Origin of the sequence: Trichloromonas sp. (assembly GCF_041583255.1) — a bacterium.
In the GTDB taxonomy this organism is placed as follows: domain Bacteria; phylum Desulfobacterota; class Desulfuromonadia; order Desulfuromonadales; family Trichloromonadaceae; genus Trichloromonas.
Genome location: NZ_JBFHGD010000062.1, coordinates 1 through 15,291, shown reverse-complemented (window position 1 = coordinate 15,291; position 15,291 = coordinate 1). Strand labels below are relative to the sequence as shown.

Sequence of the window (15,291 nt, the reverse complement as noted above, 5' to 3'; positions counted from 1 at the left end):
CGTTGATCAATGGATCAGGGGCGGCGCCGAACATCACGTCCTGCGAGGTGTCGGAGCGCAGGAAACCGTAATGGAGATTGATGTTGAGGGCATCGGTAAGCTGTGACCAGAGGCCAAGGGTGAAATCCTCCTGCCGTTGATACCGGTCGATGTCGTACCGGTACAGGGTTCCGCCGCTGTATTCGGACCGTTCGAAGTTACTGTTGATCCCGCGACTCAGGCGGAGATTGGCGGTGGCGCCAAACCGCGCAGACGGGGTCCAGTTGACGCCGGCAAAAACCTGCTGCTGTTCTTCAACGGACGCACCGTAAGCCGGATCATCCGAGGTCAGATATTCATACCAGGCGTTGATCTTCAGCGACGAGGGCCCCAACGGCCGGGCAATGAAGCTCAAACGGTAGCGGTTAATGTTCTCGTCTTCAGGCAGTTCCCAGAAAGGATCAAACGGATCATCAAAGGCAGGACCGGTCTGACTGCGATGGATCTCCCTGCGTTCAAACTCACCCATCAGGGTCAGCCTGTTTAGCGGGCGGTACGAGGCTTTCGCATTGTAGGTTGCACGGGTAAAATCGATGTTGTTCCTGACCGCCACATCAGCAGGATCGAGACCAGCGACCGAAATTTGCGAAGAGTTGCTGTTGTCCTGGTCCAGCATCCGGTATCTGAAGTTAAGGGTCAGCTTCGGAGTTGGAATGAGGGTCAAATCGGCTGAAGCTTTGCGGAAATCGGTTTCCGACTCCACCGGGGAAACCCCCAGGCCGGATCCCGTCAGGTTTTCTTTTTTTCCCACCGTGAACCCGGCTGCCGCGACGACGCCGCCAGAAGGAGACGTGCTGGCCTTTATCGTGGTTGAAACCAGGCGAGAATCGGGGGTGGCATCATGACGGTAGAAACCGGGATCGCGAACCGGAGCGCCAAATAGATTGTCTGTGCTGCCGAAAGCGTCGAAGGGGGCGGATTCGCGATCATGAAACTCTCTGAACAACTGCTCCACAGCCAGGTTGAGATAGCCGAAATGGGTATCCAGGCCGATGGTGAACTCTTCGGTCACCCGGTCGATATCCTGGGACTTGCTCTCCATGTGGCATTGCGAACAGGCGGCGTCTCCTCCTTCGTTGAGATACCGCAGCTGCTTTTTCCCGCTCCGCTCCAGGCGCCAGTAGCCGAGGGTCAGATGCGCCGGATAGTCCGGCAGCTTCGCTTTCATGCTGACCTTGTCGATTTCGACATTGACGAAATAATCGTTACGCGCACTGCGATCGATAAAATCAATCAAATCAGGAGCGGTTGCATCATTGTCCGCAGCTGGACGGTTGTAGCTGATATTGTCAAGGTTATGGATGAACTTTTCGGTTTCTACTTTGATGCGCAGCAGCCCCTTGTAGTCAAAGTCCGACTCGACCAGGTAGTCCGCGTCATCCAGATAGGTGCCAAGAAAAAGAAAGCGCAAGGATGGGTTGAGATACTTGAGTTCAAATTCGGCCGTGGGACCTGATTTGAGGACGGAATATGGCGCGGCGCGGTGAGCGGTGTCGGCAGTGCTGACAGACCTGTAACCCAACGACACTCTGCTCGACAAATCGGCAATACGGCTTGCTCCATCGGCCCCGAGAGCCGGTGCTACGACCCAGCAGGTCAGCAGTATGCCCCAGAGAATATGGATAAATTGTATCCTGGAAACGTTCACATGGTTCTCCACGTCATCGGCAGACTAGAGAGTTTTCCAATATCAGCGCGAGATGAATGTGCCCCGCCCTCGTGCAGAGGGAATGTCGGTGCCGTGAATGGACGAATGGCAGTCCGTACATCGGCTGTAAAAAACACCCTTCATGTTTTCATTACTCACGGAGGGAGCTATTGGACTCAAATGGGCGGTATGACATTGCAGGCAAAGGAAAGGTTGACTGCTTCTCAACAGCGGCCGGTTGGGCGAGCCATGCGGCACATGGCAATTCGCACAGTCTTCGGTGACATCCGCGTGTTCAAAGACGAACGGCCCCTGGAACTCCATGTGGCAACGGGTGCAGGTTTCTTTCAGGGTCGTTCCGCGCAACAGGTGATCCTGGGGTGAGCCGTGAGTTTCATGGCAATCGATGCAGCTGATCTTGTTCTCGATGATCGGATGGTGTGAAAACTGGTTGAATGCCGCCCGCACATCCGAGTGGCACTTGAAGCAGAGTTCGTCCATCTCCTTGCGGCTTACTTTCTGCTGCGGTCCCACGTGCAGTTCGTGGCAATCGAAACAGCTGACGTCATTGTTGGCGTGGGTACTGGCATTCCAATAAGTCAGGACCGGGGTGGAGGCGGCCGAATGGCATTTGAGGCAGATCAGGGACTGGGCCTGCGAAGGCAGCTGTTCAAGCTGCAGCAGAGTTTCGAACTTGCATTTATCTTTTTCGGTCTGCCCGATCCCTTCTATCGCCAGACTTCCGGGACCATGGCAGGATTCACAGTTGACCAGGGGGAGTCCGGTATCCGATGCGATCTGCTCACCATGTACCGACCGTTGAAAATCGCTGCGGATCTGTTCGTGTTTGTGACATTTGCCCAGACAATTTTCATCACCCACGTAGTTGGCGTCGAGGCGACCGACAATCATCTGCTCATATTCACGAATCGGATAGATCTGATTGTCGTTGCGAAGCTGTTGCAGGTCGGCACACGCGACGAGAAAAAGCAGGAAGGAGATCAATGTCAGGTTGAGTTTCAATGCGGCAACTCCATATAAACGCTACACGGAACAGAAATCCGAGATGAAACATCTCTCACGTGCAAGAATCGTGTAAAGATCACGGCCCCACCTGGTGCAGCAGTTTAGGATATATACCGCATTAAAGGCCGTTATTTAACGGCAGTCGACAAAGGCATATCACCGAGCTCATCAGAACATGGTGCCGACAACGACCCCAAGGGCCGACAGGGGGCCTGAATCACTCATGCCATCCACGGTTTTTTCAACTTTGTGCAACGTGGTGGTGGCATCACGATAGAGACCGTCTTCGTTGACCAGGCGACCGAGAGTTCCGTCTCCATTGTCGATTTTTGTGGCGATACTGTTGATTCGTTCAACAGTGGCGAGGGCTTCATTGTACAGTTTGTCGTCATTGACCAGCTTGCCGAGAGCGCCGGTTCCGTTGTTCGCCTTTGCCGCCACCTCCCTGATGTTGATCAGGGCATCATTGGCATTAGAGTAAAGTTCGTCTTCAACCAGCAAACGGCCGAAAGTCCCCTGCCCGTTCTTCAAACGATCAGAAATGGTCCGCAGGTCGGCGACCATGACCGCGGCATCGTCAAACAGGGACGAGTCGGTCATAAGCTTGCCGAGAGTCCCCTCGCCCTTGTCCAGGCGAACGAGCAACCCGTTCAATTCGGCGACGGTCTTTTCGATCTCGACGTACAACCCGGGATCGTTGACGATTCGGCCGAGGGTCCCTTCCCCGCGATCTATCTTATGAAGAACACTGTCGAGTTTCGATGCCGCATTGACGATCGAATCACGGCTTTGCTCGACAAGTTCACCCATTTGCCCGAAAACCCGCTCCTGATTGCGATCGAGATTGGTAATCAACTGGTCGATATTGACACGCTCTTTCGAGTAAATGGCACTATCCGGCGCCAACGGGGGACTTTCCAGGCTGCCAAAAGAAATCCCGAGAAACTGCCCACCGAGAAGATTGGTCTGGCGAATTTCCGCGATGGAGTCTTCCTTGACCAGGGTGTCCTCGGCCACGTAAAAGTCAATCCTGACCTTGGAGTTCTCAATACCGATTTTACGGATCTTGCCAACCTCGACCCCGGCCATGCGAACCGGGTCGCCGAGCTTGATGCCGACCGCCGTGTCGAAATAGGTCCGGTATTCTTTCTGCACAGTGAACGGTTGCCAGTCCTCGGCCAGTTCAATCATCACAGCGAGAACACAGAGGGTCAGAAGGAAAAAAAATCCGACTTTCTTTTCAGTCGACATGGCCATCATTATTCCTCTCCCTTGATTCCTTTGGTCGTGGTGTAGATGAATTTTCTGACTACCGGATTTTCGCTGGCCTTGATCTGGGCGGGAGTGCCCACTTCGACAATCCCCTCCGGGTTGATCATGGCCACCCGGTCCGATAGGTAGAGCGCGAAGTTGAGATCGTGACTGACTATAATCGTGGTCACCTTGACCTCTTTTTTCAGATTCATGATGACACGGGCCAGTTCGTCAGAGGTGACCGGGTCGAGTTCGGCAGTCGGTTCGTCGTACAGAATCAAATCCGGATTCATCGCCAGTGAGCGGGCAATCGCGACCCGTTTTTTCATGCCTCCGGACAGCTCGGATATCATCAGCGCCTCTTTCCCTTCAAGGCCGACCAGGCGCAGCTTTTCACGGATGATGCGGCGGATGCGATTCTCAGGGCAGACCCGTTTTTCCCGTAGCCAGAGCCCGACGTTCTCCCCGACCGACAGGGAATTAAAGAGGGCAGAGGTCTGAAAGACCATGCTGTAGCGGTAGCTTTTGGGGATCTGGTCCGCGCCAGGGGCAAAGATATCCTGTCCGTCAATGTAGATTTTGCCACTGTCGGGGGCGAGCAGCTTCACGATGTGCTTCAGGAGTACGCTTTTCCCGGTTCCCGACGGTCCGATAATGGAAAAAGTTTCTCCCGGCTGAATATCCAGGCTGATGTCGCGCAGCACGTGGTTATCTTCAAATGATTTATTAAGTTTTTCGATGCGCAGGCCGACCCCCCGGGAATCCTCATAATTGGAAGCCAGTTCGCTGCCCTGCACCAGTCTTTTAAAGAAACCGCTCATCAATAACCCGAAAAAAGAGTCGCTTGCTGCGTCACATCATCATTCGACTGAGGAAATAGTCCGCCACCAGGATCATCAGGAACGACATGACGACGGACCGCGTTGTGGACTGGCCGATTCCTCTCGCCCCGCCGCGCGTTTTGAACCCGACGTAGCAGCCGACATGCGCGACAATGCCGCCGAATACTGTCGCCTTGATAATCCCCTTGATGATTTCCATATAGCCGACAGCCCGGATCATGTTTTCGTAATAAACATTATAGGGCACGTTGATAACCGGGTTGATATCGCTGATGAAGGCCCCACCGGCGATACCGATCAGCATGGAAAAGATCACCAGCGCCGGCACCGCGAAGAGGCAGGCCAGCAGCCTGGGCATGGCCAGATATCGAATCGGGCTGATTTCCAGCGTCTTGAGGGCGTCGATTTCTTCGTACACCTGCATGGCGCCAACCTCGGCAGCCATCGACGAGCCGACCCGACCGGCGACCAGCAGGCAGGTCATGACCGGCCCGAGTTCCTTGACCATGGAGAGGCCGACGATGGCGCCAATGGCCTCCTGCGAGCCGTAGAGGGCCAGCTCCGAACCGGTCTGCAGAGCCAGCACCATGCCAACGAACAGAGCCAGAACCGAAGCCACCGGCAAGGTGCCGATGCCGACTTCGGCCGTCTGGCGGAATATCGAAGGCAGGTTGCGCGGCGCTTCCTTGAAATAAAAGATCGTCTGGACGAACAGCTTCACCATTTCGCCGGTGGTCTGCATCAAATTCAGAATGTTACGCCCCAGGGCTTCGATCATCCAGAAATCCTCGATGACTACGGTGATGCAGCGGAAGAGAGTTCACTCCCCCAGGAAATACCCCAGGGGAGATACAGCAGATTAATTCTGGCCCCGCTGCCGTCGCGGCGGTAACGAAACAGCCCTTTCAGCAACGACAGGTCGCTTCCCTTGCTGGCTTCGTTCGAATATGCGAACAGTGGAAAGACTTCCATGGCCAGGTCGTCGCCGCGCACCTCTTTCCAATACAGGTTCCAGAGCAGGGTCGATACGCTGTTGCCGTGATCGTCCCATTTATGCTGATAGAGTCGCCACAGGGGCGACCAGTTTCTTTCCAGGGCCCGGCTCTCCGGAAAAAAGGGCTCCAGCAGAGCCAGGAAATGCACGTGTGACACGTCCTTGACTTTCTGATAAGAAAAGAACGGCCAAAGAGCTACCCGGCGCTTGTATGGGTTGGACTCATCCTTGAGTTTCTCCTCGAGATCCGAGTAGAGAAAAAGGAGTACGCGGTCGCGGCGCCGATCGAAGATTTCGGTATCGGTCTCTTCGATCTTGTAGATCGGCCAGAGAAACCAGCGCTTGCGATTGCTGCCGACGTATTCGTCGGCATAAAAAGGCAGAAAGCGATTGCCGTGCCGATAGTCTCCCCGTGTCACCCTCATTAAGGGCATGGGAAAATTCCATTCGTCATAGCCCCTGGCGTGATGATTATGGTGGCTGAAAAATGGCCAGAGCACTGTACGGGAAGAAAGGTCGGGCGATTCTTCGGATACGTAAAAGGGGAAAACCGCCCGCAATCGAGTCGGCGTTTCGGAATCAAGCTTCAAATCATGGCTGAAGAAAATCGGCCACAGGCAGAACTGCTTGCGATAGACCCCGACCTTTCGGCTGTGGCCCCAAAAGGGCCAGAAGGCCAGGCCCTCTTCTTCTTCGCCCTGTATCCTGGAAAGAAAAGGCCAGAGAAGATTGGTCGTTGTCGTCGTCCCCTTGCGGGTTTGCGAATAGAGCGGGAACAGGGTAAAGCGGATTTCATCGCGCCAGAACCGGCCCAGAATCTTGCCGCCGAAGGGAAACACGGCAAAATAGTCACCCCGGCCCTCGGTCTCTCCGTAAAAAACCAGCGGAAAGACCATGAATTCATCGCTGCCGCCCTGTTCCGTCGCAGCGAAATCGTAATTGACCAGCTGCAGCAGTTGAAAAGAAACATGTTCGGGGGATCGCTTCAGAGAAGCCACCGGGTAGAGCAGCTCGCTGAGGCTGACGCCTTGCCGGTCGGCTGCCCGGTAGTACAACGGCCGCAGCGCGAATTCTGTTTCAGTCCCCTTGTTTTCGTGCTTTACGATAGGCCCGAGAATATGAAGGCTGCGGTAATCGACCTCCGGAGACGTGCGGTAATCGACCAGGGGCCAAAAGGTCAGAAGTCCGCCCTGCTCATCACTGGCAACGGCTCCGGATGCCGGCAGCAGACAAAAGAACAGTATCAGAAAAAACAAGCGCGACGGCATGCGGGCCCACCCTAAACAACGGAAAACATCACATTTTAAAGAAGAATGAAAATACTATCACGCAGCAGAAGTTAATACAACAACTGGCGTGGCAGGCCGACTGACAGACAAAAAAACCAACGGCCGGGGCGCACCCTACCTGGTCCTTTTGACCAGAAACAAGATGCCGCAAACAACCAGACAGACGACCAGGATGAAAAAGACGTCACCGAAAGAGACCGCCATCATGCCTTGCCCTCCTCAAGGATACGGTCCATTGCCTCCCGGGCCAGAGGGTAGTCGGGGTCGAGTTCAAGCGCTTTTTCCAGGGCCTCGAAGGCTCCCCCCTGCTCCCCGTTTTTGCTGCGGCAGATACCGAGAAAATAATAGAATTCAGGACACGGAAAGGACGCCGTAAACTTTCCGCGCTCCTCGATGATATCCATCGTGGTGGCCGCTTCGGCGATCTCGCCGCGACCGTAACATTCCATGGCCGCTCCGATCAGCTCATAATCGTCGATCAGCGGATACTCAGGAACGCCGTCAGCGGACAACTGCTCGACCTTCTCCGTCAGGGCCTGCCGCGGCGGACCTTCTTCCAGGCGATCGATGACCTGGCGCCAGCGCGCGATAGCCGCCGGATAATCGCCGAACAGGTAATCGATCTGGGCCAGGTAGTTGAGCACGGTCAGGTTGGCCGGCTGATGCTTCAGGATGCGATAGAAATACGCCATGGCTTTAAGCAGATGCTGCCGGCATTCGCCGAACTCGGTGAACATCTGGCTGAGGTTGTAATACTCGATGCCAAGCCGCTGCAGCAGCCCTGAGTTGTCGCCGTCGAGCAGGGAGAGAATTTTCATGTAGGAGATCTTGCGGCGGATGTAATAGCTGTCAACCTCCTTGTGGTCAAGCATCAGGATCTGCGAGCCGAGATCGGACAGAAAGTGCGGATAGGCGTCGCGCAGCAGTTCGGCATACGCAGCATTGTGCGGGCAGTCCGGAAACTGCCTGAGATAATCGTAAACGCCCTGCCCTATCGCATCGGCGGATGGGTCACCCTCTTCAAGGGCAGCCGGGCGCACCGGCAGGGGAACCTGGGGCAGCACACAGGGAGCTTGTTCCGGCCCGACATTGACGGCTTGTTCCGGCTCGGGGCACCAGAGCAGAAAGTTGTTCGGGTCGAGTGAATCCTCATTCAGTTTCGGTGACATAAGCTGATTCCTTGAGATGTTGCTAGAAGGTCTTTTCGGGAAAGGTATCAATGCCGGCATGCTTGCCGACGGTCTTGTAAATTTTCACGTTATCCCAGGGGCAGGGCAGAATCCCGTCATGGATGGCCCAACTGCGCCCTCGGACGGTCTTCTCCATTCCCGGCTGCCGGAACGGGGTGCTGCCATCCATCTTTGCGAACAACTCGCCACCCGGCTGAAATTCACGATTGATCCACATCATCAACTGCTTGCCGGTAACATAATCAAATCCGTAGCGCTCGTAACGAATGGCGTTACTGTAGGAAAGCGGTTCGGCAACAATGATGTCCACGCCGAGGGAATCGACAAACCGCTCAAAGTTTTGAAAAAATCCGGAAAACAGCTTGAGCCCGCGGCGGACCTGGTTGGGCGACAGGCCGGCCTGCATGGCTTTGAGATCTTCGGGAAGATTACGGCGCAAGGTGCCGAAGCAGTTTTCACGGCCATGGTCGTCGACATCGATATTGAAGCGCGGCGAGGTCGGGTCGTTGATCAGGCAAAAGCTCAATTCGATCTGCCGGAACGGGGTATCGGCCACCTCGACAAAAAAAACGCAGTCACGATCAGCGGGGTCCAGACGTACCTCGATACGCAGCAGGCCTAAACCTTCCGGACAAATGCAGGTGATTTTCCGTTGGCCATCCGTGCCGCAACCGGTATCGCGATCGATCCCGAACAGCTCGAACACCGGCTCGGGGAGGATCTGACGGTAAATCGCCTCCTTCACAGGTCGCTCCAGGCGGTTGATCTCCTTGAGCGAAAAGAGCGGAAAACCGTCCGGGTCAAGAAGATGAGGGATCCCCAGGCGACTCATCGGCAATCTCCCGGAACAATGGCGTGCAAAGGAAAAAGCCGGCGCTCCAGAATGGCCAGATTTTTTTCCAGCAATTCCTGGGCACGGGCGAAATCGTTGGGCTGCGCACAGTGCGGGCGATCGCGAAGATGGCGGTCGGCACAGCCCATTTGCCGGATGATAGAAACAAAACCGGGCGGAAGCAGGTCAGGAACTTCGATGCCGATGATGGTCGACCATAGCAAAGCCCAGCTCCTGGCGACGTTTATTTTGTCATAACCGCCGCCACCGAGGCAGACCCAGGGGATCCCCGTAGCGAGAAATTCCCGGGCCGCGTACTCGATAGTACCGGTGGTCATCTCCAGGCGCGTCAGCGGGTCGGTGCGCAGGGTATCGACCCCCATCTGGGTGACCAGAATATCCGGCCTGAACGCCTTCAGCATGGGCCGCACGACACGGCTGAAACCCTGCTCGAAAATCAGGTCGTCGGAATGACTGCGAAACGGCAGGTTGACCGAGTAGCCGTAACCGACGCCCTCCCCGAGTTCATGAGGAAAGCCGGTATGAGGAAAAAAATCCTCGCCGGATTCATGCAGGGAAATCGTCAAAACCTGATCTGTCGTGTAGAAAGCCTCCTGCACACCATCCCCGTGGTGGGCATCGATATCGACATAAGCTACGCGCAACCCGCGCCGAACCAGGTCCTGAATGGCGACCACGGCATCGTTCAGGTAACTGAAGCCCGATGCCCTGGCCGCATGAGCATGGTGGTAGCCGCCGGCCATATTGAAGGCCACCCGAACCCCATCCTCCGCCACCAGGCGCGCCGCTTCCATGCTCCCGCCGCAGCCAAGCAGGGCCCAGTCGAACACTCCGGGGAAAACGGGATTTTCCATATCGCCCAGACCGTACCGGAAATTGGCTCTCGGGGTCTGGTCGAGGCTGAATTCCTTGAGAGTCGCCACATAACCAGCGGCATGAAAGCCAGTCAACGCGGACTCCGGCGCCAGGGGGCATTCGACCACGCGAACCCCCGGAGAATCGAGCAGTCCGAGTTCACACAGCAGTTCATAGGTCAGGCGATAGCGCAGTATATTGAACGGATGCTCCTCGCCAAAGGAAAACCGTTCGAACCGGTTAGAATAAATCAGAGCCCAAGAGTCTGGATTGGTTGGTGTTTTCAACATGCGCCTTTTTACACCGGAGGCGGTTAAAGGTCAACAATGTTGAAGGGGAGCGGGGACTGGGCGGTAAGGTTTTACAGGATCCAGCCAGAAAGAAAAAGGGTGGAGCTGAAACAGCTCCACCCTTCGCGTCTTCCCTCGGGAAAACAGAGTTTGGTACGCCCAAGGGGATTCGAACCCCTGTCGCCGCCGTGAAAGGGCGGTGTCCTAGACCAGGCTAGACGATAGGCGCGTAAATAGTACTAAGCGGCAACCCGCTGAAAATCATGGCTGGGGTGCCAGGATTCGAACCTGGGATACCGGAGTCAGAGTCCGGTGCCTTACCGCTTGGCGACACCCCAAGAACGGATGACGTTTTAACAAAGATACCGGAGCGAGTCAAGGGAAAAACTTCATTTTTTTTTGGACTGGCCCAGCGGCTGAACCCTGCCGTTGCCAAACCCGCTTTTTTACGGCATTTCAGCCAGCCGCCACCGCAAAAATCTTTGCCTGTGACTCAACCAGAACCTTCCCCGCGAGTTCGATCCTGCCGACCACCGAATAGATCCGCCGGCGAGAGCCAACCACCTCGGCCGAGACAACAAGATCCTCGCCAACCGGTACCGGGGCCTTGTATTTGACATTCAGCTCGGCTGTGACAAAATGTTCACCGGTTGAGCGGCAGGCATAGATCCCGGCTTCGTCGACCAGCGCGGCAATGATGCCTCCATGGACAATCCCCTTCCATCCCTGGTGGGTGTCCGCGATCCGAATGGTACAGCTTGCCCGGTTGCGATCCCGGTCAATTTCAAATCGCGCCCTTAACCCCGCGGCGTTGTCGGGGCCGCAGACGAAGCATCTGTCATCGGCTGAAACTTCCATGCAGTCTCCTTGACATTCAATAAAAAAATAACTGGAACTGGCTGAATTGAAAAACAATGTTAAACTTACCCTCACGCTAAAATCAACCCACAATGCTAAAGGAGAGATTAAATGAAAAGAGTTGCTCTACTTGTCAGTTTACTGGTAGCCCTTATGACCCTTGCCTGCGGCAAGCAGGAACAGGCTCAGGCCCCGGAGGAGAAAAAAGCCGCCGAAACGGCAGCGGTAGCCGTACCGGCGCCGGGCGTCGAAAAGGTTGAAATGGCGGCACAAAACGTTCAGCAGACCACCGCTGCCATGGCCGAAAAAACCGCGGAAACAGCGCCCGCAGCCGTTTCACAGACAGCTGAAAAAGCGGCCGAGATGGCCACGGCAACCGAAACAACAGCCCAGGCGATGATGGAAAAAGCCGTCGAAGTGGCCCAGAATCCTACCGCAGCCGTCGAGCAGGCCGCAGAGACTGGAAAAGAAGCCGTTGTCGGGGCGGCCGCCGCCCTCACCGGCGCTGCTGTCGTAGCCGCAACGGACAAGACACAGGCCGTATCCCAGACCCTGTCCAAGACCACCCAGGCGGTCACCCAGCAGGCCGCCGGGGCAACCGAAGCAGCCACCCAAACGGTAGCCCAGGCTTCGGTGGCTACAAGTGCCGCGGCCATCCCTGAAACAATCGTTATCGAGGCGAGCTACGGCAAGGTGACCCTGCCCCACCAGATGCATGCCGATGCGTTCGACTGCGCAGCCTGTCACGGGGAAGGAACGCCCGGCGCACTCGACCTGGGCAAGGACAAGGCCCATGCCCTCTGCAAGGGATGCCACCAGGAAAAAGCTGCCGGCCCGACCAAGTGCACCGGCTGCCACGTAAAATAACAATCCGCGCGTTTCGTTCAGCAGAAAGACAAGGGGGCCGCAAAATGCGGCCCCCTTGTCTTTCTGTGCTTGAATGATTAATTCTGAATGTATTTAAACTCGTATTGACGCTTCTTGCCGTCGGCCAGTTTCGTGCCGAGCTTGAAAACATATTCACCCGGCGCGCTCAGGGCAACATCGGCACCGAAATGTCCCTGCATCCCCATCAGGCCGACAGCTTCGCTCTCAGCACCGGCAGGATCTACGATCTTGACCGCGGCAATCCCCTGCTCTACTGACTCGCCAGTGTTAGTGTCGACGAACATCACCATGAAGTGATGAGTCTGCGGCATTCCCATTTTCGCCATATTTTCCTTGACGTCCTTGAGGTGGACCATCGCCTCGACGCCTTCCACTTCCTGCTCGCCCAGCATGATCATGTTCCCTGACATGGCCATGCCGCCATGCTTCATCTGGTCATGTTCCATTCCCTCCATGCTCTTGTGTTCCATGCCGGCATGGCTGCCGTGATCATGCGCCTTGTGGTCCATGGCAATCGCCCCTAAGGGCAGGGAAAGGGTCAAAACGGTTGCCAGCGTAACGATAAGCCGATTCTTCATGATGTTCTCCTTGGTTGGTAATTCGGGCATTGCGCCCGCCTGGGTTGTACGTCTGTCATTATATTACGATTCGTGAATTATGTCATGCCCGGTCGGCTCCAGTGAATCATCGAGCTTGCGGCCTCGCCAAAGGTAGAAGATTACAGGGTAGACCAGCAGTTCCAACGCCAGCGAGGTGACCGATCCGCCGACCATCGGCGCGGCGATCCGTTTCATCACGTCGGCCCCGGCGCCGGTACTCCACATGATGGGGAAGAGGCCGACGATAATGGTGATGACGGTCATGACCTTGGGCCGGATGCGCTTTACCGCGCCATGGTGTACGGCCTGGGCCAGGTCGCCCCGGGTGAGCATGCGCCCTTTATCCGCCCAGTTCTTGTGAGCGATGTCGAGATACAGGAGCATGACGACGCCGGTCTCGGCATCGAGGCCGGCCAGGGCAATGAGTCCGACCCAGACCCCGATCGACATGTTGTAGTCGAGCAGGTAGAGCAGCCAGAAGGCCCCGACCAGCGAGAAGGGGACGGCGAGGAAGACGATGGCCGTCTTGACCGCCGAGCGGGTACTTAAATAGATGATCACGAAGATGATCACCAGGGTCAGGGGGATGATCACCATCAGCCGTGCGCGGGTCGATTCGATGTACTCGTACTGCCCGCTCCAGACGATGTTGTACCCCACCGGCAACTCAATGTGCTCGGCCACGGCCTTCTGCGCATTCTTGACGTAGGTGCCGACATCGATCCCCTTGATGTCGACATAGACCCAGGCGGTGCGGCGGGCGTTCTCGCTCTTGATGCTGTCCGGGTCGTTGCGAAACGTGAAGGAGACCAGCTGCTCCAGTGGAATCTGGGCGCCTGACGAAGACGGCACAAGCACCCTTTTGAGAGCCGGCAGGTCGCTGCGGAAATCGCGGTCATAGCGCAGGCTCACCGGGTAGCGCTCCAACCCCTCGATCGTTTCCGTAACCGTCATGCCGCCTAAGGCCGCCTGGATGACCGATTGAATGTCGCCCACCTGGATGCCGTAACGGGCCGCGGCAAGGCGATTGATCTCCAGGTCGAGAAAAAAGCCGCCGACCGAGCGCTCAGCAATGGCCGACAGGGTCCCCGGCAGGGGATGCATCAACCGCTCGATCTCCTGGCCAAGCCGCCCCAGGACCTCCAGGTCGGGCCCCATGATCTTGATGCCGACCGGGGTCTTGATGCCGGTGGAGAGCATGTCGATGCGGGTCTTGATCGGCATGGTCCAAGCGTTAGTCAATCCGGGGAACTGGATGGCGGCGTTGAGCTCATCGGTCAACTGATCGACGGAGATCTTCACCTGCTCAGGCCACACCAGCCGCAAAGGCGCCTTGAGCAGATCGCTCCATTCGGGCCAGTCGCTAAAGAAGCGCTGCGTGGGAACCTTGCGCCACTCCTCCTCCGGCTTGAGCATGATGGTCGTCTCGAGCATCATCATCGGAGCCGGGTCGGTGGCGGTTTCGGCGCGCCCGATTTTACCGAAGACGTGATGCACCTCGGGAAACTGCCGGATGATCCGGTCGGTCTGCTGCAGCACCTCCTTGGCCTTGGTCACCGACAGCCCCGGCAGGGTCGTCGGCATGTAGAGCAGATCCCCCTCGTAGAGCGGCGGCATGAACTCAGTCCCCATCTTGGCGAGGGGATAGCCGGCGGAGACGACCAGCAGCAGCGCCACCACCAGCGTGGTCTTGCGCCAACGCAGAACCAGATCGACGGCGGGATGGTAGATCCGGATCAGCAGCCGGTTGATGGGATTGCGCTCTTCCGAGTGGATCTTACCGCGGATGAACCAGGTCATCAGAACCGGCACCAGGGTGATCGAAAGGATCGCCGCGGCCGCCATGGCGTAGGTTTTGGTGAAGGCCAGGGGCTTGAACATGCGACCGGCCTGCTCCTGCAGGGTGAAGACCGGGGCGAAGGAGACAGTAATCACCAGCAGGGCAAAGAAGATGGTGGGGCCGACCTCCTTGGCCGCCTTGGCGATGATCTCGGATCGCGGTCGATCGCCCGTGTAGTTTTCCAGATGTTTGTGGGCGTTCTCCGCCATGATGATGGCCGAGTCGACCATGGTGCCAATAGCGATGGCGATCCCCCCAAGGCTCATGATGTTGACGTTGATCCCTTGGGCATACATGATGGTGAAGGACATCAGGATCGCCACCGGCAGGGCGAGAACAACCACCGCCGCGCTCGGCAGATGAAAGAGGAAGAGGATGATCACCAGGGCGACGACGATGCTCTCTTCCAGCAGTTTTTCCTACAGGTTGGAGGTGGCCCGCAGAATCAGGCCGGAACGATCGTACACGGGGACGATCTCGACCCCTTCGGGAAGCCCCGCCTTCAATTCTTCAAGCTTGCGCTTGACGTTGTCGATGGTTTTCAGGGCGTTTTCGCCGAAGCGCATGACGATGATGCCGCCCACTGCCTCGCCCTTGCCGTCCAGCTCGGCCAGCCCGCGCCGCAGCTCGGGGCCGACCTTGACCTCGGCCAGGTCGCGCAGCAGAATCGGCGTGCCGCGGCTGTCGGTGCCGACCACCACCTGCTTGAGGTCTTCGACCGAGCGGATATAGCCCAGCCCGCGGACCATGAATTCGGTCTCGGCCATCTCCACCAGGCGCCCGCCGACATCGTTGTTGCTGCGTTGGATGGCCTGCCTGATCTGGG

Annotated in this window: 12 protein-coding genes, 2 tRNA genes and 1 pseudogene; 1 reads left to right on the top strand and 14 read right to left on the bottom strand. The window is 56.9% G+C overall.

Annotated elements, in window-relative coordinates; genetic code table 11:
* The 12 genes from ABYV89_RS06985 to ABYV89_RS06930 all read right to left on the bottom strand — a co-directional run.
* Positions 1–1,561, bottom strand: a 1,561-nt coding sequence (locus ABYV89_RS06985) for an MtrB/PioB family outer membrane beta-barrel protein (protein ID WP_432822227.1), incomplete at its 3' end; no start/stop codon positions are given.
* A gap of 168 nt (positions 1,562–1,729) precedes the next feature.
* Positions 1,730–2,710, bottom strand: a complete 981-nt coding sequence (locus ABYV89_RS06980; protein ID WP_432822226.1) for a DmsE family decaheme c-type cytochrome — start codon at positions 2,708–2,710, stop codon at positions 1,730–1,732.
* A 171-nt stretch (positions 2,711–2,881) separates the two neighbouring features.
* The gene (locus ABYV89_RS06975; RefSeq protein ID WP_432822225.1) at positions 2,882–3,964 is read right to left on the bottom strand and encodes an MlaD family protein; all 1,083 of its coding nucleotides are present in this window, start codon (positions 3,962–3,964) and stop codon (positions 2,882–2,884) included.
* 8 nt (positions 3,965–3,972) lie between these two features.
* The gene (locus ABYV89_RS06970; protein ID WP_432822224.1) at positions 3,973–4,788 is read right to left on the bottom strand and encodes an ABC transporter ATP-binding protein; all 816 of its coding nucleotides are present in this window, start codon (positions 4,786–4,788) and stop codon (positions 3,973–3,975) included.
* Positions 4,789–4,819: 31 nt separating this feature from the next.
* Complete coding sequence (locus ABYV89_RS06965; protein WP_432822223.1) at positions 4,820–5,587, bottom strand: MlaE family ABC transporter permease; 768 nt, start codon at positions 5,585–5,587, stop codon at positions 4,820–4,822.
* A 17-nt stretch (positions 5,588–5,604) separates the two neighbouring features.
* Complete coding sequence (locus ABYV89_RS06960; protein ID WP_432822222.1) at positions 5,605–7,071, bottom strand: hypothetical protein; 1,467 nt, start codon at positions 7,069–7,071, stop codon at positions 5,605–5,607.
* Between the two features lie 224 nt (positions 7,072–7,295).
* Positions 7,296–8,261 (bottom strand): hypothetical protein, encoded by a 966-nt coding sequence (locus tag ABYV89_RS06955; RefSeq protein WP_432822221.1) that lies wholly within the window; start codon positions 8,259–8,261, stop codon positions 7,296–7,298.
* A gap of 22 nt (positions 8,262–8,283) precedes the next feature.
* A complete protein-coding gene (locus ABYV89_RS06950; protein ID WP_432822220.1) occupies positions 8,284–9,114 on the bottom strand; it encodes a hypothetical protein in 831 nt (276 codons plus the stop codon).
* Positions 9,111–10,280 (bottom strand): acetoin utilization protein AcuC, encoded by a 1,170-nt coding sequence (locus ABYV89_RS06945; RefSeq protein ID WP_432822219.1) that lies wholly within the window; start codon positions 10,278–10,280, stop codon positions 9,111–9,113. Before ABYV89_RS06945 ends, ABYV89_RS06950 begins: the two co-directional genes overlap by 4 nt.
* 151 nt (positions 10,281–10,431) lie before the next feature.
* Positions 10,432–10,509, bottom strand: a tRNA-Glu gene (locus ABYV89_RS06940).
* A 35-nt stretch (positions 10,510–10,544) separates the two neighbouring features.
* Positions 10,545–10,618: transfer RNA gene (locus tag ABYV89_RS06935), tRNA-Gln, on the bottom strand.
* Positions 10,619–10,736: 118 nt separating this feature from the next.
* On the bottom strand, positions 10,737–11,138 hold the full coding sequence (locus ABYV89_RS06930; RefSeq protein ID WP_432822218.1) for a PaaI family thioesterase: 402 nt from the start codon (positions 11,136–11,138) through the stop codon (positions 10,737–10,739).
* Positions 11,139–11,249: 111 nt separating this feature from the next.
* Between ABYV89_RS06930 and ABYV89_RS06925 the strand changes: the two genes are divergently transcribed.
* Positions 11,250–12,005, top strand: a complete 756-nt coding sequence (locus tag ABYV89_RS06925) for a hypothetical protein (protein ID WP_432822217.1) — start codon at positions 11,250–11,252, stop codon at positions 12,003–12,005.
* A 77-nt stretch (positions 12,006–12,082) separates the two neighbouring features.
* On the opposite strand, the gene ABYV89_RS06920 is transcribed toward ABYV89_RS06925, so the two are convergent.
* Both ABYV89_RS06920 and ABYV89_RS06915 read right to left on the bottom strand, forming a co-directional pair.
* Positions 12,083–12,604, bottom strand: coding sequence for a hypothetical protein (locus ABYV89_RS06920; RefSeq protein WP_432822216.1), 522 nt, complete (start codon positions 12,602–12,604; stop codon positions 12,083–12,085).
* A 63-nt stretch (positions 12,605–12,667) separates the two neighbouring features.
* Positions 12,668–15,291, bottom strand: a pseudogene (locus ABYV89_RS06915) (efflux RND transporter permease subunit); the annotation flags it as partial.